The sequence below is a fragment of the Aquincola tertiaricarbonis genome (assembly GCF_000969605.1).
GTDB classification, from domain to species: domain Bacteria; phylum Pseudomonadota; class Gammaproteobacteria; order Burkholderiales; family Burkholderiaceae_C; genus Aquincola; species Aquincola tertiaricarbonis.
Genome location: NZ_JZUE01000010.1, coordinates 174121 through 196449, shown reverse-complemented (window position 1 = coordinate 196449; position 22329 = coordinate 174121). Strand labels below are relative to the sequence as shown.

The 22329-nt window shown below is 70.9% G+C and carries 24 protein-coding genes; 10 read left to right on the top strand and 14 right to left on the bottom strand.

The annotated features are described in order from the left end of the window. Window positions 1–7 precede the first annotated feature (7 nt). The 3 genes from VO99_RS14495 to VO99_RS14485 are packed head-to-tail and all read left to right on the top strand — an operon-like array spanning window position 8 to window position 5133. Window positions 8–3706: a histidine kinase gene (locus VO99_RS14495; RefSeq protein ID WP_157039566.1), complete on the top strand. Its 3699-nt coding sequence runs from the start codon at window positions 8–10 to the stop codon at window positions 3704–3706. Between the two features lie 15 nt (window positions 3707–3721). Continuing rightward, on the top strand, window positions 3722–4339 hold the full coding sequence (locus VO99_RS14490; protein ID WP_046113566.1) for a hypothetical protein: 618 nt from the start codon (window positions 3722–3724) through the stop codon (window positions 4337–4339). A gap of 38 nt (window positions 4340–4377) precedes the next feature. Continuing rightward, the gene (locus VO99_RS14485; protein ID WP_046113565.1) at window positions 4378–5133 is read left to right on the top strand and encodes a restriction endonuclease subunit S; all 756 of its coding nucleotides are present in this window, start codon (window positions 4378–4380) and stop codon (window positions 5131–5133) included. A gap of 53 nt (window positions 5134–5186) precedes the next feature. Here VO99_RS14485 and VO99_RS14480 read toward each other — a convergent pair whose 3' ends face one another. Continuing rightward, window positions 5187–5567 (bottom strand): hypothetical protein, encoded by a 381-nt coding sequence (locus VO99_RS14480; RefSeq protein ID WP_052736332.1) that lies wholly within the window; start codon window positions 5565–5567, stop codon window positions 5187–5189. Between the two features lie 148 nt (window positions 5568–5715). Here VO99_RS14480 and VO99_RS14475 point away from each other — a divergent pair, with 148 nt between their 5' ends. Next, entirely contained in the window at window positions 5716–6519 is an 804-nt protein-coding gene (locus VO99_RS14475) for a hypothetical protein (RefSeq protein ID WP_046113564.1), read from the top strand. Between the two features lie 19 nt (window positions 6520–6538). On the opposite strand, the gene VO99_RS14470 is transcribed toward VO99_RS14475, so the two are convergent. Continuing rightward, window positions 6539–7333 carry a LysR family transcriptional regulator gene (locus VO99_RS14470; RefSeq protein WP_046113563.1) on the bottom strand — a complete coding sequence of 265 codons (795 nt, stop codon included), beginning with the start codon at window positions 7331–7333 and terminating at the stop codon, window positions 6539–6541. 103 nt (window positions 7334–7436) lie between these two features. Between VO99_RS14470 and VO99_RS14465 the strand changes: the two genes are divergently transcribed. Further along, entirely contained in the window at window positions 7437–8276 is an 840-nt protein-coding gene (locus VO99_RS14465) for an SDR family oxidoreductase (protein WP_046113562.1), read from the top strand. A 31-nt stretch (window positions 8277–8307) separates the two neighbouring features. On the opposite strand, the gene VO99_RS14460 is transcribed toward VO99_RS14465, so the two are convergent. After that, window positions 8308–8961 (bottom strand): PEP-CTERM sorting domain-containing protein, encoded by a 654-nt coding sequence (locus tag VO99_RS14460; protein WP_046113561.1) that lies wholly within the window; start codon window positions 8959–8961, stop codon window positions 8308–8310. 330 nt (window positions 8962–9291) lie between these two features. Here VO99_RS14460 and VO99_RS14455 point away from each other — a divergent pair, with 330 nt between their 5' ends. Then, window positions 9292–9585 carry a hypothetical protein gene (locus VO99_RS14455; RefSeq protein WP_046113560.1) on the top strand — a complete coding sequence of 98 codons (294 nt, stop codon included), beginning with the start codon at window positions 9292–9294 and terminating at the stop codon, window positions 9583–9585. A gap of 87 nt (window positions 9586–9672) precedes the next feature. Here the strand turns inward: VO99_RS14455 and VO99_RS14450 are convergent, their stop codons facing one another. The 7 genes from VO99_RS14450 to VO99_RS14420 all read right to left on the bottom strand — a co-directional run bounded on the left by VO99_RS14450 (window position 9673) and on the right by VO99_RS14420 (window position 15872). After that, window positions 9673–10116 (bottom strand): hypothetical protein, encoded by a 444-nt coding sequence (locus tag VO99_RS14450; protein WP_046113559.1) that lies wholly within the window; start codon window positions 10114–10116, stop codon window positions 9673–9675. An 82-nt stretch (window positions 10117–10198) separates the two neighbouring features. After that, window positions 10199–11197: a porin gene (locus VO99_RS14445; RefSeq protein WP_083440598.1), complete on the bottom strand. Its 999-nt coding sequence runs from the start codon at window positions 11195–11197 to the stop codon at window positions 10199–10201. Between the two features lie 94 nt (window positions 11198–11291). Then, entirely contained in the window at window positions 11292–12233 is a 942-nt protein-coding gene (locus tag VO99_RS14440; RefSeq protein WP_052736331.1) for an SMP-30/gluconolactonase/LRE family protein, read from the bottom strand. Window position 12234: 1 nt separating this feature from the next. Then, a complete protein-coding gene (locus VO99_RS14435) occupies window positions 12235–12990 on the bottom strand; it encodes a ribonuclease activity regulator RraA (protein ID WP_046113557.1) in 756 nt (251 codons plus the stop codon). Then, the gene (locus VO99_RS14430; RefSeq protein WP_046113556.1) at window positions 12983–14185 is read right to left on the bottom strand and encodes a mandelate racemase/muconate lactonizing enzyme family protein; all 1203 of its coding nucleotides are present in this window, start codon (window positions 14183–14185) and stop codon (window positions 12983–12985) included. Before VO99_RS14430 ends, VO99_RS14435 begins: the two co-directional genes overlap by 8 nt. After that, a complete protein-coding gene (locus VO99_RS14425; RefSeq protein ID WP_046113555.1) occupies window positions 14182–15168 on the bottom strand; it encodes a Bug family tripartite tricarboxylate transporter substrate binding protein in 987 nt (328 codons plus the stop codon). Before VO99_RS14425 ends, VO99_RS14430 begins: the two co-directional genes overlap by 4 nt. Before the next feature lie 44 nt (window positions 15169–15212). After that, on the bottom strand, window positions 15213–15872 hold the full coding sequence (locus VO99_RS14420) for a GntR family transcriptional regulator (RefSeq protein ID WP_046113554.1): 660 nt from the start codon (window positions 15870–15872) through the stop codon (window positions 15213–15215). Window positions 15873–15973: 101 nt separating this feature from the next. Here VO99_RS14420 and VO99_RS14415 point away from each other — a divergent pair, with 101 nt between their 5' ends. Beyond that, window positions 15974–16840 carry an NAD-dependent epimerase/dehydratase family protein gene (locus tag VO99_RS14415; RefSeq protein WP_046113553.1) on the top strand — a complete coding sequence of 289 codons (867 nt, stop codon included), beginning with the start codon at window positions 15974–15976 and terminating at the stop codon, window positions 16838–16840. On the opposite strand, the gene VO99_RS14410 is transcribed toward VO99_RS14415, so the two are convergent. Continuing rightward, complete coding sequence (locus VO99_RS14410; RefSeq protein ID WP_046113552.1) at window positions 16794–17723, bottom strand: LysR family transcriptional regulator; 930 nt, start codon at window positions 17721–17723, stop codon at window positions 16794–16796. The two genes, VO99_RS14415 and VO99_RS14410, sit on opposite strands and share 47 nt — an antisense overlap. A gap of 117 nt (window positions 17724–17840) precedes the next feature. Here VO99_RS14410 and VO99_RS14405 point away from each other — a divergent pair, with 117 nt between their 5' ends. Genes VO99_RS14405 through VO99_RS14395 form a run of 3 tightly spaced genes read left to right on the top strand, consistent with a single transcriptional unit; the run spans window position 17841 to window position 19632 of the window. After that, on the top strand, window positions 17841–18599 hold the full coding sequence (locus VO99_RS14405) for a 3-oxoacyl-ACP reductase family protein (RefSeq protein ID WP_046113551.1): 759 nt from the start codon (window positions 17841–17843) through the stop codon (window positions 18597–18599). Window positions 18600–18626: 27 nt separating this feature from the next. Continuing rightward, window positions 18627–19241 (top strand): NADPH-dependent F420 reductase, encoded by a 615-nt coding sequence (locus VO99_RS14400; protein WP_198156947.1) that lies wholly within the window; start codon window positions 18627–18629, stop codon window positions 19239–19241. Continuing rightward, window positions 19234–19632, top strand: a complete 399-nt coding sequence (locus tag VO99_RS14395) for a nuclear transport factor 2 family protein (protein WP_198156946.1) — start codon at window positions 19234–19236, stop codon at window positions 19630–19632. Before VO99_RS14400 ends, VO99_RS14395 begins: the two co-directional genes overlap by 8 nt. An 89-nt stretch (window positions 19633–19721) precedes the next feature. On the opposite strand, the gene VO99_RS14390 is transcribed toward VO99_RS14395, so the two are convergent. From VO99_RS14390 to VO99_RS14380, 3 genes are all read right to left on the bottom strand, one after another. Next, window positions 19722–20939: an RNA polymerase sigma factor gene (locus VO99_RS14390; RefSeq protein WP_046113550.1), complete on the bottom strand. Its 1218-nt coding sequence runs from the start codon at window positions 20937–20939 to the stop codon at window positions 19722–19724. A gap of 2 nt (window positions 20940–20941) precedes the next feature. Next, entirely contained in the window at window positions 20942–21301 is a 360-nt protein-coding gene (locus VO99_RS14385; protein WP_046113549.1) for a YciI family protein, read from the bottom strand. Window positions 21302–21540: 239 nt separating this feature from the next. Further along, complete coding sequence (locus tag VO99_RS14380) at window positions 21541–22155, bottom strand: hypothetical protein (RefSeq protein WP_046113548.1); 615 nt, start codon at window positions 22153–22155, stop codon at window positions 21541–21543. Between the last annotated feature and the right edge of the window lie 174 nt (window positions 22156–22329).

The window sequence follows — 22329 nt, the reverse complement described above, 5'->3', positions numbered from 1 at the left end:
GTGCGCCATGACGGTCGTTCCTGTGCAACTCGAGGAGGGTCGGTCCGCCCCGGCGGAGGCCCTGCGCGTCGGACGGTGGATCACGCCGGCAGGCACCGGGCCGGCGGCCGAGGAAGCCCGGCGCCGCGGCCACCACCGCCTGCAGGTGGCCATCGACACCATCGCCTACGCGCACAACGTGCCGCTGCGGCTGCTGCTGCCGGAACGCCTGGCGCATCTGCCGCGGGTGGTCGCCGGCGTGCTCGAGGAACCCAGCATCCGCGCCGTGCTGGCGGCCGACGCACCCGAGATGCGCGCGGCCGACTATCCCAGCCTGGCCGATCCCGCGGTGCTGGCGCTGGCCCGGGACTGGATCCTGCAGCTGCCCGTGGCGCTGGCGCCGCCGCCACCCTCGCTGCCGCCGCACTGGCTGCAGGGCGCGCTGGCGCTGCTGCCCTACGTCGAGCGCAAGATCTGGCTGACCGAGATGGGCAATCCCCTGCCCGCCCATGCGCTGTGCCGCATGCAGGACCACTGGGCGCTGTATGTGCTGATGTGGACCTGGAAGCATGTGGCCCAGCTCGGCAAGCCGGATGCGGTGCTGGCCGGCGCCCTCAACGTGACCGGCCTGGAGGTGCGCACGCTGCGCAGCTTCCTGCTGATGCGCCCGGATGGCGTTGAGCAGCTGTGCCTGCCGGTGGTGGGCCCGTACTTCGTGACCGCCGAGGACACCGACGAGGCGCCGGACCACGATGCCTTCTGCGACCGCTTCGAGCGCTTCGTCGAGCATGTGGTGCAGATCGACCGCGACCGCGACGGCCGCATGCACACCGTGCCGCTGCGCGAGGAACTGAAGGACGCCCTCGGCACCCGCATCGGCCTCACGCCTTCGGAGGCCAGCCTGCGCGTGGCCACCACGGCGCACACGCTGGAGCTGTTCCGCAATGCGCGCATCCTGGACGCGGCGGATGCCGACGCGATGACCCGGCCCGACTGGGAACTGGTGGCCGCCCTGTGCGCCTGGCTGGCGCGCTGGGACGACGTGCTCATCCCGGAGATGCGCAGCGGCCAGCAGGTGCTGCTGAGCCATGGCAACGACGTGCCGGCCCTGCTGGTGGACCTGGACACCGACAGCCCGGTGGACCGCCGCACCAAGCCGCGCGTGCGCGTCAGCCTGGTCACGCGGGCCGGCGGGGCTGCACGTGCCCTGGCGCTGGGCGACCTGCTGCGGCGCATCGATGCCGAGCACGGCGCGGCCATGCGCGGCGCCGAGTTCGATGCCTACCGCATCGACCGCCCGGAGCGCTACTACAGCCGCCTGCGCGAACGCCAGAACTCGATGTGGTCCTCCCAGGTCATCGCCATCAATAACCTGCTGAGCCGCCATGCACCTCGCGACGTCTACATCGGCGCCGACGAATTCCCCAGGGAGGATGCCCACGGCCGGCCCGCGGTGCGCCGCGACGAGGCCGAGCACCTGCTGCGCGGCTTCGGCGGCCGCATCTGCCGCTACCTGGTGAGCATGACGCGGGCCGACGCCGCCGCCATCTACTGGCTGGACTATGCGCAGGCGCCGCCGCGGCTGCTGCCGGTGGGCGACTATGCGCGCCATGCCGCGCACCGCGCCCAGGGGCATGCGGTGTGGGAGCAGCTGGACCGCTGGGCCTGGTCGCCCGGCCCGCGCAGCGACAACGACTGCCCGGCCAACCAGCGCGCCCGCTCGGCCGCGCAGGCCTACCGGGTGGCAGCCAGCGGGCAGGAGGATCCGCCGCCGGTGCCGGGCCTGGAGACAGGCCAGCGCAAGGGATCGCCGCCCCGCCAGCGTGTCGTGCCGGTGGAAGCGCAGCCGGCGCCCGGCGGTGAGCCCGCCGACGACCTGGGCGTGCCCACCTACCTGCTCAACTATGCGGAGCCGCGGCCGGTCGATGCGCTGGCCGCGCCGCTGCTGGTCAACGGGCGGGTGATCGGCGTGGTCACGCTGCTGGGCCTGGTCAAGGGCCAGTTCGAGCCGCGGCTGTTCTGGCCGCTGCGCCGCACCACCGGCCTGATGGCCGCCTGCATGAACCACCAGAACCAGGTCTGGCACATGCGGCGGCTGAACTACCTGTTCGCACGCCGCGGCCTGCATGAATTCCAGCGGCGCGGCGGCAATCCGGCCGTGAGTCCGCTGCGCGATGTCTCCCGCTGCCTGGCCAATGTGTTCCTGTGCCCGGTGGCGCACATCTGGCTGCAGAGCGCGAGCAATCCCAACCGCTTCCAGCTGGTGGGCCACAACTGGAACGGCCTGTTCAACTTCGACGGCGCCCCGCCGGAGTTCGCGCGGGAGTTCCAGTACAGCCCGCGGACCGAGCCGCCAGCGGACTGTGTCGCGCGGCCCTTTGCCGCGATGGCCATCGACGTCGCGCGTGCCGAACGCGCCGAGGCCAATCCGCTGGGGCGCTTCGTGCAGGGCCACTTCGATGCCCGGGCCGCCACCACCTCCGGCTACGACGCCGACACCGCCAGCCGGCGCGGCGTGCGGCTGGGGCGCGACTGCTACGACAGCCAATCGACCGACGCCCTCAACCCCACCCATCGCACCCGCGCCCGCATCTACGGCGCGCCCGGCGAAGGCGGCTATGCGCTGCACGACATCATGTCCTTCGCCCTGATGCTGCCCGAGGCGGCCGGCTGGAGCACCGTGGGCGTGGTGACGCTGCATGACAAGGGCGACAGCCAGCGCGACCCGCTGCGCGAACTGCAGCCCTGGGACCGCGGCTGGGCCTCGGTGGTGGCGCACATGCAGACCTACCTGCCCTACCTGTTCCGCCAGGCCGAGGTGCTGAACAACCCCGAGGTGGATGCGCGCCGCTACCTCATCCATGCCGGCCGCGCCGAGCTGATCGCGGTGCGCGACAACATGACCCGCCTGCGCCAGCGCCTGGAGGTGGCCCTGGCGCCCGGGCGCGGCGTGCGCCACATGCTGGACAAGGTCATGTCGCCCCACTTCAACGGCGACTACCGCGAGGCCTTGCGTACGGCGCAGCTCAACGTGGCGGATGCCTGGGAGACGCTGTCGCTGGCCGCCTCGCCCAACTGGGAGCAGAACCTGCGGCTGCTGTCCAACGTCATGCACGAGTACCGGGAGCTCAGCGCCCTGCCGGGCGTGTCGCTCACCGCGGCGCCGGAGCGGGTGCGCATCCATGCGCTGCTGGAGGAGACCATCCTGCGCTTCGCCCATGAGTTCAAGCATCGCCGCAGCCGCCGGCTGGACGTGCCCGAGAACCTGGAGCTGAACGTGCCCGGCCAGTGGCTGCGCATCGTGCTGCGCGACCTGGTGCACAACGCGGCCAAGTACACCACCGGCGACAGCTTCACCGTGAGCTGGGACCACGACACGCGCACGCTGCTGATGGTCAACGAAGGGCCCTACCAGAGCGACCAGGACAGCCAGGAACAGCTGCTGGCCGTGGGCGGCCAGGGCACGGCGGGCAAGGTGGCGCGCCAGCTCGCCTCCGACCGCCGCGCCACCTCCGACAGCCACGGCCACGGCCTGGGTCTGTGGGGCGCCAAGCTGCTGTGCAACGTGATGGACATCGAGTTCTCGATCGAGCCGAAGCCGATGGGCGCCACCCTCAAGGTCGACGGCCAGGGCGTGCAGCGCGGCACCGCCCGCTACAACGTCAGGCTCGTCTTCTCATCCGCTGCGGTGGCCAGCGCGCGCCCGGCCGGCAAGGGCTTCTACTGACAGGAGGAGTTGGACATGTCCGAACGCATCAACCTGCTGTGGTTCGACGACGACCTGCGGCCACGGGCCGAAGGCGCCTCGTCGGAACGGGAACGCCTGCAGACCTGGCTGCGCTACCTCTACACCACCGACCGCATCGAGCGCATCTGCCTGATCGAGGTGCGCGACCTGGCCGGCCTGCGCGAGCAGCTGCAAAGGCGCTGCGACAAGCCGCTGCACGATCCCGACCACATCGATGCCTTCCTCATCGACGTGCTGTGGCGCGAGGACGGCCAGGACGGCGGCTGGAACTTCGGCGAGCTGGCGCCGCAGTTCAGCAGCGAGAAGGTGCTGCCGCTGGACGCCGGCGCGCAGTTGATCGGCCTGATGCGCAACCGCCGCTATGCAGGCCAGCGGCCACCCTGGCTGAGCGCGTTCGAGCAGCATCCCATCGCCGTGCTGACCACGCTCACCGACCACACCGGCACGGTGGAAAAGCACATCGACCAGGAGGTGCTGGCCCAGCTGGACGTGCTGCTCAAGGGCGCCTCCGCCGAGGCCGACATGCCCGACGAGGCCTTCTGCCACTGGGTGAAGAACCTCTCGCGCCGCGCGGCACGGGCCAGGGCAGACAGCGGCCGCGCGCTGCGATGAACCAGCCGGCCGGGCATCGTCGCGGATGGGCCAGGCGCGTGGCGGTGCTGGCCCTGGTGGCCGGCGGCGTGCTGGCCAGCGCGGCCATGCTGGCCGTGATGCTGAGCCTGAGTGCGCAGGTGACCGCCTCCGTGTTCCCGGACGTCAAGCGGCTGATGCAGCCCACGGCAGCCTTGGCGCCCGCGGACACGGCGGCCTCGGTGCCGGCTTCGCCCGTGTCCATGTCGGACGCCAGTGCCACCGTGGGCAATGCGATGACCGCCATCGGCACCGCGGTGGCGGCGGTGGCGCTCATCCTCAGCGTGGGCACCACCTGGTTCGCGCTGCGCCTCAAGGAAATGGAGAACATGACCTTGAAGCTGGAGGAGGCCGACGCGGAGTACGAACGTCGGCTGGCCAAGCTGTCCGAGGCGATCGAACGCAGCGAGCAGGACCGCGCCGACCGGGAGGAGATCCGCCAGCTGCTGCTGGATGCGCTGTTCGCGCTGCGTAAGTGGGTGGACCGCAACGGCGCCGCGGTGACCCGGTATTCGGTGCTGGCGGACCTGGGCGCGCACCTGGAGATGCTGATGTCGCAATCGGCCGACCAGCGGCAGCGGTCGTATGCCGAGCTGACCAAGTTCCTGCCGCGGGCCTCGACGCCCGAGCTGGCGCCGATCGACGCCTATGCCAAGCGCTGCCATCGCCTGCATGGCGGCACCGAGTCCACGCACGGCCTGTGGTGCGACCTCTTCAGCGGCATCGAGCGCGAGGCCTTTCTGAAGTCACGCGCGCAGGACAGGCCGTTCTACTGAGCGCAGGCCGAGGCCGCACGCGCCGAGGCCGTGCGGGCTTGGCGCAGACCGCCCTAGGGCAGCTTGGTCTCCACCGTGCGCACGCCCTTCTCGGGCGGTCCGTACCGGCGCAGGACGGTCGCGCCCTTGGCAAACTCGAATCGCGCAAGCACGGGTTCGACGGCGCGCAGGAGCCGGTCGGCATCCGGGCCGTACAGGTAGAACCGGCCATTGCTGCCATCGACCGCCACGTCGTAGCCGTCCAGCTGGCCGACACCTGCCGCCTCGATCGCCGCCGCCAGCTGGCTTTCGGCCTTCGACAAGGCGTCCAGGTTGGTGCTGCCATAGCGGAAATGCACGATGACCGCATGGCCGTCCGTCGGCGGTGCGGCCACCGCGGCAACGCACCAGGTCCACGCCGCGGCCACCGACACCAGGATCTTCTTCCAACGCACTGCTGTTCCTTCGTGGAGCTGGTCGACGCCGGGCCGGCGGCCGGTGGTCGCAGGACGACGTCGAGGTTCTGGGGCCAGTCTATCGCCCGCAGTTCAGCAGCCGGCCTGCGGATTGACGGAGCGCAGGAACAGGCGCACAACCACGTGCATGGACGGCAAGCACTTCGAGGCCACGGCAAGGCGGCGCACGCTCGCCGCCGCCTGCCTGCTGGTGGGCATTCCGGCGGCGCTGGCCATTGGCATCGGCATGGCGATCGACGACGGCGAGCTGCGCAAGACGCTGTACACCGCCGCCATCACGCTGGTGTTCGCCGGCCTGTTGGGTGGCCTGCTGAAGATGCAGCTCGACGAGGTGGCGGCCTTCAAGCGCCGGCAGGAGGATGCGGCTGCCTTCGTGACCCATGTGCTGGCAGACCTCAAGGGCGTGTTCGACGAGGTCGCGCGCGCCCGCATCCTGATCCCGGCCCACCAGTCGGTGGCCACCCATGGCGAGGAAATGCGCGCCCTGATCCTGGCGCGGGTGCAGCTGCGCAACGTGATCCGGGCGCTGGAGCGCAGGACGGACGGCATCGACGAGGCCACCCGCTCCGAGGTCACCCGCCAGGTGCGGCGCATGGACCACTTCGTGGAGACGCTGACGACCGAGTTCCGCGACCACTACAAGGCGCTGTCCGACCAGCAGCGCGGCTACGAGGAGCGCGCCAGGGTGCTGATGAAGCAGTTCGGCGAGGACCTGGACCAGCAGGTGCCCCCGGCGCTGCCCGCCTTCGTCTGGCAGGCGATCTCCCGGCTGCCGCGCCTGGCCGACTTCATGGGCCCGGCCACCGCCTACCAGGCGGAGTTCGAGGCACCGTTGGACGAGGCCAGCGCATGGCTCAGGGACGAGCTGGCGCGCATCCTCGGCAGCACCTCGGCGCGCCGGCGCAGTGCGTCGCGCAGGTCGAGCCCATGAAGGCGGCCTGCCGGCCCCGCTAGGCCGGCCCCGGCTGCGCCGCGCCCAGCAGATCGACGAAGGCCCGCAGCGGCGCCGGCATGTGGCGGTTGGCAGGGAAGTACAGGAACAGGCCGGGCACCGGCGGGCACCAGTCGTCCAGCACGCGCACCAGCCGGCCTGCGTCGAGCTCGGCCTGCGCGGCGGTCTCGGGCACGTAGGCGATGCCCAGGCCGCGGAGCGCGGCCTCCACCATCAACGGCACGTTGTCCAGCGTGAGGGCGCAGGGCACGTCGACGGCGACCTCCTGGCCGTGCTGCATGAACTCCCAGCGGTAGCGCTTGCCGCTGGGCAGCCGCTGCCGGATGCAGCGGTGCTGGCGCAGGTCTTCCGGCAAGGCCGGCGGCGCACGATCCGCCAGGTAGCCCGGCGAGGCCACCGCGATGAACCGCAGCGGGCCGCCGATGGGCACGCCCACCATGTCCTGCGGCAGCGATTCGCCCAGGCGGATGCCGGCGTCGAAGCCCTGCTCCACCACATCCACCAGCCGGCCATCGGCCACCAGGTCCAGTTCCACGTCCGGATGCGCCGCAAGGAAGCGCGGCACCACCTGCTGCAGCAGCAGGCGCTCGAGCAGCCGCTGGCCCAGCTCCGTCGGTGCCACGCTGCGGGTGGTGCGGTTGAGCAGCCGTGCGCCCAGCTGCGCCTCCAGTCCCCGCATGGCATGGCTGAGGGCGGAGCGCGACTGGCCGAGCGCATCGGCGGCCTGCCGGAAGCTGCGATGCGCCGCGACGGTCTGGAAGGCGACCAGGTCGGCCAAGGTGGCCTTTGCCATTGGTGAATTCTCCTCACGGGCTCATGCCGCCCGGGCTGGCTTCCGCGGGCGGCGCTGGATTTCCAGAATGCAGGCTCCTGCCCACCCCTCCTGGAAGTACACCATGACGACCCCCAAGACCTGGTTCATCACCGGCGCCTCCTCCGGCCTCGGCCTCGGACTGACCGACACCCTGCTGGCCCGCGGTGACCGCGTCGTGGCCACGGTGCGTCGGCAAGGCGCGCTCTCGACGCTCGAAGCCCGGCATGGCGACCGCCTGGCCGTGCTGCCGCTGGACGTGACCGACGTGCAGGCAATCCGCGCAGTGACGGCCGAGGCCTTCCAGCGCATGGGCCGCATCGATGTGGTGGTGAGCAATGCCGGCTACGGCCTCTTCGGCGCCGCCGAGGAACTCAGCGACCCGCAGATCGACCGGCAGATCGCGACCAACCTGCTGGGTTCGATCCAGCTCATCCGGGCCTGCCTGCCGCTGCTGCGTGCGCAAGGCGGCGGCCAGGTGCTGCAGGTGTCGTCGGAAGGCGGGCAGATCGCCTACCCCGGCTTCAGCCTGTACCACGCGACGAAGTGGGGCATCGAGGGCTTCGTGGAATCCGTGGCGCAGGAAGTGCAGGGCCTGGGCATCGACTTCCTGCTGGTGGAGCCGGGTCCCACCGCCACCGGATTCGGCTCGGCGCTGGACCAGGCCGAGCCCCTGCCCGCCTACGAGCCGACGCCAGCGGGCGCCCTGCGACGGGCCTTCACCAGCGGTGGCTTCGCGTTGCGCGGCGATGCGCAGCGCACCGTCGCGGCCATGATCGCGGCCGCCGACGAACGCACGCCCGGCCTGCGGCGCCTGGCGCTCGGCAGCACCGCCTATGCCTCCATCCATGCCGCCCTGCAGCTGCGCTGCCGGGAACTGCGGGCGCAGCAGGCACTGGCCTTCTCGGCGGACATCGACGGCTGAGCGGCCGACCGAAGCGGCAGGCGCTGCGCCCTCAGGTGGGGCGGCGGCGCCGGGCCAGCAGGCCGACGGCCCCCAGGCCGGCCAGCATCAAAGCCGTGGTGCCGGGCTCCGGCACGGCCAGCACACCGGCGGTGCTGGTGAAGTTGGCGTTGTCCGGCGCGAAGTCCGAGATGGCGGCGAAGCCGGTGAAGGCGCCGTCGCGCGGCCACAGGTTCCAGGTGTAGTCCAGCTTGTTGAAGCCGGTGGAAGGCAGCAGCGAGCCGCTGACGTAGCCGGTGATGGAGTTGCCGGCGATCTTCACCGAGCCAGGCGCCAGGCCCACGCCGCCGATGCTGCCGGTGCCATCGGGACGCAGCAGCACCACGCTGTCGAAGCGCACGCCGGTGATGCCGCTGGCCTGGAAGTTGGCCACGCCGCTGCCGCGGTTGACGCCCCACACGTAGAAGCCCTTGTCGGTGGAGCCGATCGCGCCGGCCATGGTGCTGGTGAGTTCGAAGAGGTCCTTGCCGGCGTCGTAGGTGACGGTGGCGCTCAGCACGTCCAGGTCGGTGCTGGTGATGCTGCCGGCGAAGGTGGGCAGGAAGTCTCCCGCCGTGTCGGTGATGCCGCTCAGGGCATGGCTGGCGAAGGGCACGGCGCACAGCGCCGCGGCACAGGCCAACTGGCCAAGGATCCGGGTCTTCATCTTGCTCGCTCCTGCAATGTGGATGTGCTGCAGGCGCCCCATGCGCCCCGGCACACCCAGGCATACGCGCGACCACGGCGGAACATTCCCCTGCGCCCGACGAACCCGCATCCATGGCGCTGCGCTGGCTTAGACTCGCGCCATGCCTGCCCGCCTGCCCCTGGTCCTCATCGCGATCATTCGAATTCCGCGCTGACCGGGCACGTGCGCGTCGTCCCGGTCAGCCGGGTCGATGTTGCAGCCAGCTTCTTTCCGTCCGCTGTCCTTCGATCCACGCGCACCGCCGCCGGCGCCTCGCGCGCCCGCCCTTGTGGATCACCGGAAGACAGCATGAACGCCCAAGACCTCTTCTCCCGCGCACCGCGCCTGGTGCAGACCTACCTGATGGACCGCGATGCCGGCCTGATGTGCCGCATCCTCGGCCTGTACGCGGCCCGCGGCCTCGACCTGCTGCACGTGGACTACGCCTATGCGGCGCAGGACGTGATGAAGCTGGAAGTGGCCGTGTGCGGACAGCCGGCCGCCACCGCCGACTGCGTGCGCGTGCTGGTGGACAAGGCCTCCACCTTCATCGGCGTGATCGTCGCGACCGAGCAGCCGGTGACGCAGCGCCTGTCCGCATAGCGCCAGCGCCGAGACCACACCGCACCCTGCACAGCACCCACTCGCCGCCGATCAGTTTCAGGAAGGGCGAATGCGCAGGCATGGCCATCACCGCAGCGACCGGGCCACGAAGCCGGGATCGGCGACCAGCACCGGCCAGTCGGCCACCGGCACCTCCACCTTGACGCCGCCGCCCGCCGCGGCGCCCACGGCGGCAGCCGGCATGCGGTAGGCGCGGCCGTCCATCAGGTCGATGTAGAGCGGTCGCTGCGGCTCGCGCCAGGCCAGCCTGCTGCAGCTGATGGACACCACGGCCCGCGGCTCGGCGGTGTCGGCCACCGGCAGCGGCGTCATCTTCCACACGCCCAGCACCGTGTGCTCGCGGCCGCTGCGGTCCTTCTGCAGCCAGGCATGGGCCACGTAGCCGGCCGGCACGGTGCAGCCATGGTCGGCCACCGCCGTGGTGCGCTCGTCGAACAGCGCCGTCACGTTCTGGAAGGCACCGAAGGCGATCTTCTTGCCCTTGACCGACTGGTCGCCGTTGGTGAACACGCTGTCGTCGTTGGGGTCCCAGGTGCCGGTGGTCAGCAGGCCCTTGGTGTTCTTCGCATCGTTGTAGTGCCGCTTCGGGGGTTCAGAAGGAATGCTTGAGGCCGAAGTCCACCGCGGTGGTGCGCGTGCGCTCGACGCCGGCCAGCCGGCCCTGCTGCCTGGCGGAACCCAGGTCGGCATAGACCGAGGTGCGCTTGCTCAGCAGGTGTTCGTAGCCCAGACCGAGCTTGGTGATGTTGTTGTCATCGCCGTCCGGGTCGAGCCGGGCGATGGCGGCGCGCAGGATGCCCCGGCCCAGCGGCACGGAGGCGCCCAGGGTCAGGTTCACCACGTCCTTGGCGGCCACGCGTGAATCGGTGTAGGTGAACATCGGTCGCACCCAGCCCAGGTCATAGGCCGCACCGGCCACCACCACCCGCGTGTCGGCGTTCTGGCGGTCGACGCCCAGGCCGGCGTACAGCGGACCGCTGGCGTATTCCACGTTGGCGCCGGTGGCGCGGTCGCGTGCCGCCTCGCCGGCCGCCACGGCCACGTTGGCGCTGAAGCCGTTCCACTTCGGCGTCTTGTAGCCCACCGAGTTGTTGCCGCGCGCATGGCCGTCGATGCGGTAGGTCGCGAACTGGTGGTTGAGACCGGGCGAGCCCACCGTGTCCCACAGCCACGGGTCGGTCTTCAAGGCGGGCCAGAACGCGGGCACGTACTCGCGGCCGAGATACAGCGTGCCCACCTGTGCACTCTCCAGGTACACATAGGAGCGCGCCTTCCAGAACACCGGATCGGCTTCGCCGGTGTCGCTGCGGAACCGATGCTCGATCTGGAAGCCCGCGCGCAGCCCGCTGCCCAGGTCTTCCACGCCCTGGAAGCCGAGCCGGCTCTCGGAGCCGTGGCGCACGTCCCAGCGCTCGCCCTCGCGGCCCAGGCGGCCGTTGCTGCCGCTCAAGCTGGAGGTGCCGTCGTTCTGCCGCGTGACGCCCAGGTCGAAGCGGCCATAGATCGTGACGTTGGACTGCGCATGCGCGGGCATGCCGGTGCCGCCGGTGAGGGTGGCCAGGGCTGCGAGCGCCAAGACTCTGTGTTGCATCGTTGTCTCCAGGGTCGCGGACTATGGATAGTCCAGTTAATAAAATGTTTGCGGACGTGCGCTTTGGCTGGGCGTGCGCCTGGCGCGGCCTTGTCTAAAGGAAGCGGAAGCTGGCGGCCGGCAGGCCCAGACCGTCCGACACCAGGCGGAACAGGCTGCCGTCGCAGCTGCCCGCGTGCTGCTCATCGTCCTGCGGCGGTCCGGCGGTCCACTCCGGGCGGACCAGCGAGGTGACGAACCACCACTGCAGCGACGGTCCGCCATAGCAGCACATGGTCGGCGCGCGGCAAGGCAGGTGCAGCGCGGGCAGGCGCAGGCCGTCGGCCGAGAACCGGTTGAGCCGCCCGGCGGACACGCCGGCCGACAGGTAGTCGCCCCGGCGGTTGACCACGGCGCCGTCGGGCCGGCCCTCCGCCTCGCCGCTGAACACGAAGTGCCGCGGCGCGCCCAGGTCGCCCCGTGCCTCGTCCCAGGGCGCGACCCACACCTGCCCGGCATGGCTGTCGGAGAAGTAGATCTGCAGGCCGTCCGGGCTGAAGGCGATGCCATTGGCCACGCACAGGCCGCCGCGCAACCGGCGCACGCGGCCGTCGGCACCCAGCACATGCAGGCTGCCGGTGGGCAGCTTGTGGCTGCCGTCGTTCATCGAGCCGAAGACGAACCAGCCCCCGCCCGGCGATACCTTGCCGTCGTTCAACCGGTTGCCCGGTGGCTCGGTGTCCACCTCGGCCACCGGCTTCAGGCTGCCGTCGCGCCGGTCCAGCAGCACCAGCCGCCGCCGCAGCGCCAGCAGCACGCGGCCGTCGGCGCACAGCGCCATGGCACCCACCGGCTCGTCCAGCTGCCAGTGCTGCACCGTCGGCTCGTCGGACTGGGGGTCGATGGACAGCAGCTGCTGCCGCCGGACGTCGATCCACAGCAGGCGGCCGCTGCCGGCGTCCCACACCGGGTTCTCGCCGACGCGGTTGTGCACGCGGTACTCGGTCATGGCGCTGCCGCGCCCGTCCAGGTGCTGGTGCCGGGAGACGTGCCGCATGTCAGCCCGCAACGCGGTGGGGGTAGCGGGCCGCCTGCGCCGCCTTCCACGCCTGGAAGCGCGGCCGCAGTGCATCGTCGGTCAGCGGATACAGCCCGAACAGGCCATCGCCCTGCCCCAGCCGCTCGGCCACCCAGTCTTCGTAGATGGTCTGCTCGTAGGCTTCAGTGGCCACCTCGCTGGCGATGCCTGCAGGGATGACCACCACGCCCTCGGCATCGCCCACCATCACGTCGCCGGGGTACACCGCCACGCCGCCACAGGCGATCGGCAGCTGCAGGTCGATGGCATGGTGGCGGATCAGGTTGGTGGGCGCGGAGGGCCGCTGGTGGTAGGCCGGAAAGGCCATCTGCGCGATCTCCGGGCTGTCACGGAAGCCGCCGTCGGTGACGATGCCGGCGCAGCCGCGCTGCTGCAGCCGCGTGACCAGCAGGTTGCCCGCCGAGGCGGCCGTGGCGTCGCCCCGGCTGTCGATCACCAGCACGCTGCCCGCAGGGCACTGCTCCACCGCCACGCGCTGCGGGTGGGCCCGGTCGTCGAAGGCGCGCAGGCCATCGAGGTCCTCGCGCGCCGGGATGTAGCGCAGCGTGAAGGCACGGCCCACCATCGCCTGGCCGGCGCCGTGCAGCGGGCGCAGGCCCTGCAGGAAGGTGTTGCGGAAGCCACGCTTGAACAGCACGGTGGTGAGCGTGGCCGTGGAAACGGCCGCCAGCCGCTGTGCCGTCAGGCGGTCGAGAGGGGTCGAATGGTCATTCATCGTCTTGCTTCCGTCGGGTGAGTGCCGCGCGCGGCCGGCAGGGCTGCAGGTAGATCGCTTCGTGTTCGGTGCCCGCATTCCAGCCGCCGCTGGCAATGGCGCAGTTGCGCTGGCTGGGGTGGGCCTGCACCGCCGCCAGGTCGAGCGCCACGCCCAGCCCCGGGCGTTCCGGCACGGCCACCGTGCCGTCGCACACCGCCAGGCGGCTCGTCACCACCGCGTCGCGCCCCGGCCAGTCGGGCTCCATGCGTTCCAGGACCAGCACGTTGGGCGTGGCCGCCATGAAGTGCACCGCGGCGAACTCGGCCACCGGCCCCAGCGAGCCGGAATGCGGCGCGATCACCAGGCCATGGGCCTCGCACAGGCCGGCCAGCTTGCGCATCTGCGTCAGGCCACCGAAGCGGCCGGTGTCGGGCTGCAGCACATCCAGCAGCCGCGCCTCGATGAAGCGCTGCATGTCGGCCAGCGTGGCCAGGCGCTCACCGCCGGCCAGCGGCAACGCCACGCCGTCCCGCACGCGCTTCCAGCCGTCGATGTCGTCGGGCGCCACGGGTTCCTCCAGGAACAGCAGGTCCAGCGGTTCCAGTGCACGGCCCACCGCCACCGCATCGGCCGCGCTGGACCAGGGCGGGCCGTGCAGGTCCACCATCAGGTCGATGCCGGGGCCCACCGCGGCACGCACCGCGAAGGCGCGGTCGACCACGCCGGCCCGGCCGCCCACCTTCAGCGCCTTGACGCCACGTGCGACCGCGGCCTGTGCCTGGGCCGCGTCGGCCACATGGCAGTAGTACGGGATGCGGGCGCGCACATGGCCACCCAGCAGCTGTGCGACCGAAGCACCCAGGGCCTGGCCCTTGAGGTCCCACAGCGCCATGTCGATGGCGGCCAGCGCGCCCATGCCGACCACGCCGGTCTGGCCATGGCCCATCATGGCCACCCGCAGCTTCTGGCCCAGCCGTTCGATGTCGAAGGCCGGCTCGCCCAACAGCAGGGGCGCCAGGTCCTCGATGGCGCTGCGCACCACCCGCGGCCACCCGGAGCCTTCTCCGGTGCCCACCAGCCCGGCGTCGGTGTGCACGGTGACGAACAGCCAGTTGCGGCTGGCGGCCAGGGCGCTGGTGCCGGTGGCGCTCCAGCCGGTGTGCGGTGGAGCGCCGGCCTGCATCAGGTGGCACTCGATGGCGGTGATCTTCATTCGGTGCGGATGTTGGCGGCCTTGATGATCCCGGTCCAACGGACCAGCTCGGCGCGGTAGAGCTGCTGGAACTCGGCCGGAGAACGACTGGTGGTCAGCTCGGAGCCCAGCTGCTCGATGCGCTCGCGCACCTGGGGCGAACTGGCCGCCGCCACCGTCGCCGCATGCAGCTTGTCGACGATGTCGGCCGGCGTGCCGCTGCGCACTGCCAGGCCCTGCCAGCTGCGGATGTGGGTGCTGCTGTCCAGCCCCAGCTCCTTGGCGCTGGGCACGTTGGGCAGGGTGGCGATGCGGCTGTCCTGCATCACCGCCAGCGGGCGGATGCGCTGGCCGTCGATCAGCGACTTCAGCGAGCCCGACATCAGGTCGAACATCAGGTCCAGCTCGCCGCCCATCAGCGCCTGGTTGGCCGGCGCGCCGCCGCGGTAGGGCACGTGCAGGATGCGCACCTTCTCCGCCCGCGAGAACAGCTCGGCCGCCAGGTGCGACGAGGTGCCGTTGCCGCCCGATCCCACCTTCAGGCCGGGCTCGATGCGGCCGGCGGCGATCACGTCGGCCGGCGTCTTCAGCCTGCCGGCGGCGGGCACCAGCATGACCACCGGAACGCTCGTCACCTGGGCCACCATCTGCAGGTCGGTCGCCGGGTCGTACTTCACGCCCATCAACGCCGGGTTGGTCGCCAGGTTGATGGCCGCCAGCAGCACCGAGTAGCCGTCCGCCGGCTGCGAGACGACGGCCTGCGTGGCCAGGTTGCCGCCGGCTCCACTCTTGTTCTCGATCACCACGCGCTGGCCGAGCCGCTTGCCCAGTTCCTCGCCCAGCACACGGGCCACGATGTCGGCCGCGCCGCCAGGCGCGAAGCCGACGTACAGGGTGACGGGCCGCTCGGGCCAGGCGCCGGCTTGGGAGGGGGTGGCGGCCGCGCCGAGCAGGCATGCAGCGGCGGCACCGAGCGCCAGGCGGCGCCGGAAAGGGAACTTCATGGTGTCTCCAGTGGAAGAAGGGTCCGGCCAGCCCGGACCGGGCGTCAGCCTCGGCCGGGCTGATCGAGCAGGCGCAGCAGGTCGCGGCGCGAGGCCTCGACATGCTCCATGGCGGCGGCGGCCGCCTTGTCCTCGTCGCGGCGAGCGATGGCCCGCACGATCTTGCGGTGCTGGGCGATCACGCTGTCCAGCCGGCCGCCGCCATAGCCATGCGCGCGGCGGAAGGCATCCACCAGGCTGGAGCGCGACTCCAGCACCTCCAGCGCCAGGGGGTTGTCGGCCATGCCGTCCAGGTGCCGGTGCAGCGCCCGGTTGGCCTTGACGCAGGCCGCCACGTCGTTGCTGGCGGCGGCCGCCTCATGCGCCTCCGCCAGCGCCTGCAGCCGTTCGATCTGCACATCGCTGCCGAGGCGGGCCGCGTCGCGCGCCAGCATCGCTTGCACCGCGCCGCGCAGGCGGTACACGTTGTCGATGTAGCGCGCATCCACCTGCGGGATGACGGCGCCGCGGTGCATGCGCATGTCCACCACGCCTTCACCCTGCAGCTGCAGCAGCGCCTCACGCACCGGGTTGGCACTCACGCCGTAATGGCTGCTCAGCTCCGCCAGCGTCACATGGCTGCCCAGCGCCCAGATGCCGGCAACGATGTCGGCGCGGATCTGCTCGCGCAGGCGGAGGTAGGTGGGAGTGTTGATCGCGTCCATGGCAGCCACTCTACAGCGTGCATTTTATAAAATCAACGTCCGTTCATATATTTTATGAAATCCATAATGCGACCATCGCCACCCGTCGAGAGGACCCGACCATGAACCCCGCCTCCCCCTCCCCCTGGCCCGCCTGCGTGCTGCTCACCGGTGCCGGCGGCAAGGTGGCGCGCGCCGTGCGCCCCTACCTGGCTGCACGCTGCCAAACCCTGCGGCTGACCGACATCGCCGTCAACGACGACGACCCGGCTGCGGACGAGATGCACCTGGCGGATCTCGCCGATCCGGCCCGCGTGCGGGAGCTGCTGCAGGGCGTCGACGCCGTGGTGCATTTCGCCGGCTACCCGCGGGAGGCCGACTGGCCGGCCCTGCTGCATGCCAACGTGCAGGCGGTGGCCTGCCTGTGGGGAGCGGCCGTGGACGCCGGCGTGCAGCGCATCGTGTATGCCAGCTCCAACCATGCCGTCGGCTACTACCCTCGCAGCCAGCGCATCGATGCCGACGCGCCTGCACGGCCCGATTCACGCTACGGGGTGACCAAGGTGTTCATGGAGGCGCTGGCCAGCCTGCATGCGGACAAGCACGGGCTGCGGGCCCTGGGCATCCGCATCGGCTCCTGCGGGCCCCGTCCGGTGGACGCCCGTGCGCTTGCGCACTGGGTGCATCCCGAGGACCTGGCGCAGCTCATCGGCATCGGCCTGACAGCGCACCTCCATCACCAGGTGGTGTATGGCGTGTCCGCCAATCGCCGCAGCTGGTACGACAACCGGGCCGCCGAGCAACTGGGCTACCAGCCCGTGCACAGCGCCGATGGTTTCGAGCCCGCCCTGCTGCATGCGGTGTCGCCCGATCCGGTGGCCGAGCACTTCCAGGGTGGCAGCTTTGCCGCTGCCGGGCACAGATCTCCCGTGCCCAACCGCATCACCCCAGGCTGCCCGCAAAACGCCGCGCGAGGTCCTGCTGCCTGAAGGCCTCGACCACGTGGTCGATGAACGCACGGGTCTTGCCCGGCAACAGGTCGCGGCTGGCGTAGTACAGCGAGATCGCGCCGGCATCGGCCCACCATGCGGGCAGCAGCCGCACCAGCTCGCCCGATTCCAGCGCGGGCAGCGCATCGGGCACCGCCAGCATCGCGATGCCCAGGCCCAGGCGCGCCGCTTCCCGCGCCGCGGCCGGGTCGTTGACGACCACGGCAGGCCGCAGGACGGCAGCGGCCTCGTCGCCCGCTGCATTGCGCAGGGTCCAGGTCCGCACCCGGCCGGTGGCCAGCGAGCGGGTCACCACACCGTCCAGCGTCATCAGGTCGGCCGGCGCGCACGGCGCCGGGTGGCGCTGCAGGAACGAGGGCGATGCCACCGGGACGATGTGCGCCGGTGCCAGGGTGCGCGCCACCACGCCCGGCGCCAGGTCGAAGCCGCCGCCAATGGCGGCGTCGTAGCCCTCGGCGATCAGGTCCACCGCGCGGTTCTCGAAGTGCCACTCCGGCTGCACGCGCGGGTAACGCTGCAGGAAGTCCGGCAACAGCGGCAGCACATGGCCCAGGCCGAAGGTGGGCGGCAGGCTCACCTTCAGCACGCCGGCCGGCTGGCCGTCCTCCGCCGACACCGCGGCGATGGCGCTCTGCAGCGACTCCAGCGTGCCGCCGATGGCCGACAGGAAGCCCTCGCCAGCCTCGGTCAGCGTCAGCCGGCGGGTGGAGCGCTGGAACAGCCGCACACCGAGATTGCGCTCGAGCATGGCCACGTTGCGGCTCACCGCGGCCGGCGTGAGTGCCAGGCGCCGCGCCGCGGCCGAGAAGCTGCCGCCCTCCGCACTGCGCACGAAGGACTCGAGGTTGGCCAAGGTTTCCATGGCCGGATGTTAAACAGACGCTTGAAGATGCTCCAAGCGATTCGCCACTTATCAGCGGGCAATCGCCGGGCGACAGTCACTCCATGCCGAAGCCATCGGCCCTCACCAGGAGTGAACATGAACCCGACCACCTCCTTCCAACCGCTGGCCGGCAAGACCGCGCTGGTCACCGGCGGATCGCGCTCGATCGGCGCAGCGATCGTGCGGCGCCTGGCCGCCGAGGGCGCCCAGGTCGCCTTCACCTACGCCGGATCGGCCGCGCAGGCCGAGCAGGTCGCCGCCGCCATCGTCGCCGCAGGCGGACGCGCCCTGGCGCTGCGCGCCGATGCCGGGCAGCCGGACGAGGTGCGTGCCGCCGTGGCCCGCACCGTCGACACCTTCGGCTACCTGGACATCCTGGTGAACAACGCCGGCATCGCGCTGGGCGGCCCGATCGAGGACATCCGCTTCGAGGACTATCAATCGATGATCGCGGTCAACGTGACCGGCGTCTTCGTCGCGACGCAGGAGGCGGTGCGCCACATGAAGGACGGCGGGCGCATCGTGCACATCGGCAGCTCGATGACACGGTATGCCTCGTTCCCTGGTGCCTCGCTCTACACCTTGACCAAGGGCGCCATCACTGGCTTCAACCGCAGCCTGGTGCGCGACCTGGGCCCGCGCGGCATCACGGTCAACACCGTGCACCCCGGCCCCACCGGCACCGACATGAACCCGGCCGATGGCGAGCTGGCCCGCCGGCTGACGCCGCAGATCGCGGTCGGCCGCTATGGCCAGCCGAACGACATCGCCAACGTGGTCGCCTTCCTGGCCAGCCCGCAGGCCGGTTTTGTCACCGGCGCCGACATCCTGGCCGACGGCGGCTTCACCGCCTGAATCGCCACCCACCCAAGGAGCTTCAACATGAGCAACACCCTGCCCTCCATCGGCATCATCGGCGCCGGCCAGATCGGCAGCGCCTTCGCCCACGCCCTGGCCCGGCACGACATCCCGGCGGTGCTGTCCAACAGCCGCGGGCCGCAGAGCCTGCAGGCCCTGGTGCAGGCCATCGGCCCCAGCGTGCGCGCCGGCACGCGCGAGGAAGCGGCGGCGCAGCAGATGGTGCTGGTGGCCGTCAACTGGTCGAAGCTGCCGGCCGCCCTGGCGGGCCTGCCCGACTTCGATGGCCGCATCGTCATCGATGCCAACAACCCGATCGAGGCACCGCTGTTCAAGCCGGTGGAACTGCAGGGTCGCAGCTCCAGCGAGGTGTTCGCCGGCCTGGTGCCGGGCGCCCGGGTGGTGAAGGCCTTCAACCACCTGAAGCCGGCCCTCGTGGCAGGCGATCCGGCGCAGCGTGGTGGTCAGCGTGTGCTGTTCCTGGCAGCCGACGACACGGCCGCCAAGCAGGCCGTGGGCACGCTGGTGCAGGCGCTGGGCTTTGCGGGCATCGACCTCGGCAGCCTGGCCGGCGGTGGCCGCCTGAGCCAGTTTCCCGGCGGGCCGCTGGCCGCGCAGGAACTGGTGCGCTTTGCCTGAGGCCATCGACATGAGCAGAGAAGCACCCACCGATGTCGACGCGCTGCTCCAGGCGAACCTGGAGCGTGTGTTCAACGAGCGCGACGATGCGAGGCGCGCAGATGCCGTCGCAGCGCTGTACACCGAAGCGCCCGTGATGTACGAGCCCGCCGGTCCGGTGCACGGGCGTGGCGACATCCACCGCATTGCGGGCGAACTGCTGCAGCGGTTCGGGCCCCGCTTCCGCTTCGCCGCCCAAGGCATGGCAGCGGGCCACCACGGCATGGCCACCCTGCTCTGGACCGGCGGCGAACCGGGCCAGCCACCCGTGGTGCAAGGCTTCGACACGGCGGAGATCGTCGACGGCCGCATCGCGCGGCTGTGGGTGCTGATCGAGCCGCCCGGGCGATGAGGCGCACATTGCGCGCATGACCGCCTGTTTCGATCCGTTCAGCGGCCACCCTTCACCCACACGGAAGGGGCCGTCCGGCCAAGAACCCTTCAAGGCGTCATGCGCCAGTCGGCAAGGAAGCGTCGGACGGCGGCGTCCTCCGTCAACCCGATCGCGGTCTGCATGGACTCGGACGCCTCGCTACGCTGGCCTGCGGCCGCACGCGCATGCGCCAACGTCACCCAGTAGGGCTGGTACCTGGAGACGCTGGCCGGCGGCAGGCCGAGCAGCAGATCGAGGGCCTGCCGATGCGCGCCGGCTTCCACCAGGGCTGCAGCGCGCGCCACCAGTACCCCGGTACTCGGACAGCGGTCGGCCAGCAGCCCGTACAGGACGGCCAGCGCCTCATGCCGAGTGCGGCCGGTGATGGCGCGCTGTGCGTGCACCGACTGGATCGCCGCTTCGCATTGGTAGCGGCCGAACACCGCGGCGCGGGATGCCGCGATCAGTTCGTTCTCGGCCTCCACGATCATCTCGTGCGACCACAGCCGGGTATCCTGCAGCTTCAGGGGCACGAAGCTGCCGTCCGGCCCCCTGCGCGCGGCGCGGCGCGCTTCGCAGTGCAGCAGCAGCGCCAGCAGGCCGCGCACCTCCGGCTCGTCGGGCAACAGGGCGACCAGCAGCCGGCTCAGGAACAACGCTTCATCGGCCAGGTCCTGCTGCCCGGTGTCGGCGCCGGCCACCGCGTCCCAGGCCGTGCCGTAGGCCGCATAGATGGCGTCGAGCACGTCGGACAGCCGGGAGGACATGTCCTCGGCCGCAGGCAGTTCGAAGCGCAGGCCCGTGTCCTTGATCCTGGCCTTGGCGCGCACCAGGCGCTGCCCCATGGTCGCCGGGGCCACCAGGAAGGCCGCCGCAATCTGTGCCGCATCCAGGCCGAGCACGGTCTGCAGCATCAGCGGTGCGCGCGCGGCTTCCTCGATGGCCGGGTGGGCGCACACGAACAGCAACTTCAGCCGGTCGTCGGGGATGTCCGGCTGCTCGGGTGCGGCTTCGTCGTGAAGCAGCAGCAGGTCCGCCACCGACGCGTCGACCACCGCCCGGTGACGGGCCGTGTTCCTGGCGCTGTTGCGCGCGGCAGTGAGCAGCCATGCCTCGGGATTGCGCGGCACGCCCGCCGACGGCCAGCTGCGCAAGGCGGCCAGGAAGGCTTCGGCCAGTGCATCTTCAGACGACGCGATGTCGCGCGAGCGCGCCGCCAGGATCGACAGCAGGCGACCGTAGGAAGCCCGGGCCGCCTTTTCCGCGGCCCGACGCGGGTCGTCCATGCTCAGGGCGCCGGGGGCGGCATCACCGGCCGCACTTCGACCGAGGCGGTCGAAGCCGAGGGCGCCCGGGCCGCCCAGGCCAGCGCGGTGTCCAGATCCGGCACGTCGATCACGAAGTAGCCGCCCAGTTGCTCCTTGGTGTCAGCGAACGGACCGTCCTGGACCACGCGCTTGCCATCGCGGATGCGCACCGTCGTGGCCGTGTGCGGCCCGTGCAGACCATCGCCCTTGACGATGACGCCGGCCTGCGCCATGGCGCCGATGAAGGCATTCCAGCCGCCCCAGTAGGCGCCAGCCTGCGCGGGGTCGTCGCGCTTGGCGAATTCACTCGCGGGTTCGTTGAGCAGAAGCATGTAGTGCATGGTGGGGTCCTGTCGTGGTGCGGTATCGAGGAAGAATGGATGTCGACCGAGCAGCTGGCGACGTGCGGCTGTCTGCGCCGCCCAGTTCACCGGAACGCTGCTACCCGGATGACACCCGGATCGATGCGATTTCGACAGGCTGGGCCTTGTCATCAGGCTTTTCAGGTGTGCGCTGTGACCCTGACAGCGGCGTGAAAGGACTGGACCCGGGGAGATTCCGGGTAGCTCCGCCGGGCCGCCTAGGTTTGCTTGTGGGTCAGGTGGCTTGCAATCCGCTTCAGGATGCCGGGTCGGTGGTTGGGTGAAGCCGCCGCGGTCCCGGGGGAATCGTCCAGGATCTGCTGAACCATCGCAGCAGCAGGCTTGCGCTCTTCGCCGCCACGGCCCGGCAGGTACTTGTCCAGCGCCGCCTTGCCGACGTACTGGGCGGTGAAGCCCACCACGACTGCGCCCCAGAAGTCGGTGACGCTGATCTTCACCAGGAACTGGGACTCGGACAGGCGCGCCATCAGGATGGTGATGATGGCGGCATACAGGAAGACACCGAGAATGGCAGAAGCGTTCGCGCTGACCTTCCACAAGCTCGCCCCCCAGGAGCCATCGCGTGGAATGGCTCGGTCTTGACCTGGAAACAGCAGCCAACAGGCGAGCCCGCCGATCATGGCCCCGAAGATGATCACGAACTGGGGCGCGCCGGCCTTGATGGTGGCCACCTGGGAGAAGGTGTAGTAGCCCGGCTCGGTGGGCAGCTCGTTGGCGCCCACCTTGGCCTGCACGAGGATCTTGTAGTCCCCGGGCGAGAAGAACAGGTAGCGCATTTCCATCATGATCTGCGTCCAGGCGGAGTCGGCCACCTCGGCAAGGGTGTAGGCAGGCGCACGCGCGGGGCCGATTTGGCACGCTTCGAGGTGTTCTTGAACACCGCGGTGATGCCGAGGTCGGAGCCGACGACCGGATTGGCTCGCGAGGTCTGCACTTCGATGTCGAGGGTGATGTCCTCCGCCGTCGCCGGCACTGGCACGCTCGCG

Excerpts from the sequence above, each read along its gene's own strand:
- VO99_RS14390 (WP_046113550.1), bottom strand. The coding sequence starts at position 20,939 with ATGGACGACCCGCGTCGGGCCGCGGAAAAGGCGGCCCGGGCTTCCTAC.
- VO99_RS14385 (WP_046113549.1), bottom strand. The coding sequence starts at position 21,301 with ATGCACTACATGCTTCTGCTCAACGAACCCGCGAGTGAATTCGCCAAG.
- VO99_RS14425 (WP_046113555.1), bottom strand. The coding sequence starts at position 15,168 with ATGAAGTTCCCTTTCCGGCGCCGCCTGGCGCTCGGTGCCGCCGCTGCA.
- VO99_RS14475 (WP_046113564.1), top strand. The coding sequence starts at position 5,716 with ATGGACGGCAAGCACTTCGAGGCCACGGCAAGGCGGCGCACGCTCGCC.
- VO99_RS14465 (WP_046113562.1), top strand. The coding sequence starts at position 7,437 with ATGACGACCCCCAAGACCTGGTTCATCACCGGCGCCTCCTCCGGCCTC.
- VO99_RS14445 (WP_083440598.1), bottom strand. The coding sequence starts at position 11,197 with ATGCAACACAGAGTCTTGGCGCTCGCAGCCCTGGCCACCCTCACCGGC.
- VO99_RS14435 (WP_046113557.1), bottom strand. The coding sequence starts at position 12,990 with ATGAATGACCATTCGACCCCTCTCGACCGCCTGACGGCACAGCGGCTG.
- VO99_RS14470 (WP_046113563.1), bottom strand. The coding sequence starts at position 7,333 with ATGGCAAAGGCCACCTTGGCCGACCTGGTCGCCTTCCAGACCGTCGCG.
- VO99_RS14455 (WP_046113560.1), top strand. The coding sequence starts at position 9,292 with ATGAACGCCCAAGACCTCTTCTCCCGCGCACCGCGCCTGGTGCAGACC.
- VO99_RS14430 (WP_046113556.1), bottom strand. The coding sequence starts at position 14,185 with ATGAAGATCACCGCCATCGAGTGCCACCTGATGCAGGCCGGCGCTCCA.
- VO99_RS14400 (WP_198156947.1), top strand. The coding sequence starts at position 18,627 with ATGAGCAACACCCTGCCCTCCATCGGCATCATCGGCGCCGGCCAGATC.
- VO99_RS14405 (WP_046113551.1), top strand. The coding sequence starts at position 17,841 with ATGAACCCGACCACCTCCTTCCAACCGCTGGCCGGCAAGACCGCGCTG.
- VO99_RS14420 (WP_046113554.1), bottom strand. The coding sequence starts at position 15,872 with ATGGACGCGATCAACACTCCCACCTACCTCCGCCTGCGCGAGCAGATC.
- VO99_RS14460 (WP_046113561.1), bottom strand. The coding sequence starts at position 8,961 with ATGAAGACCCGGATCCTTGGCCAGTTGGCCTGTGCCGCGGCGCTGTGC.
- VO99_RS14440 (WP_052736331.1), bottom strand. The coding sequence starts at position 12,233 with ATGCGGCACGTCTCCCGGCACCAGCACCTGGACGGGCGCGGCAGCGCC.
- VO99_RS14495 (WP_157039566.1), top strand. The coding sequence starts at position 8 with ATGACGGTCGTTCCTGTGCAACTCGAGGAGGGTCGGTCCGCCCCGGCG.
- VO99_RS14410 (WP_046113552.1), bottom strand. The coding sequence starts at position 17,723 with ATGGAAACCTTGGCCAACCTCGAGTCCTTCGTGCGCAGTGCGGAGGGC.
- VO99_RS14415 (WP_046113553.1), top strand. The coding sequence starts at position 15,974 with ATGAACCCCGCCTCCCCCTCCCCCTGGCCCGCCTGCGTGCTGCTCACC.
- VO99_RS14490 (WP_046113566.1), top strand. The coding sequence starts at position 3,722 with ATGTCCGAACGCATCAACCTGCTGTGGTTCGACGACGACCTGCGGCCA.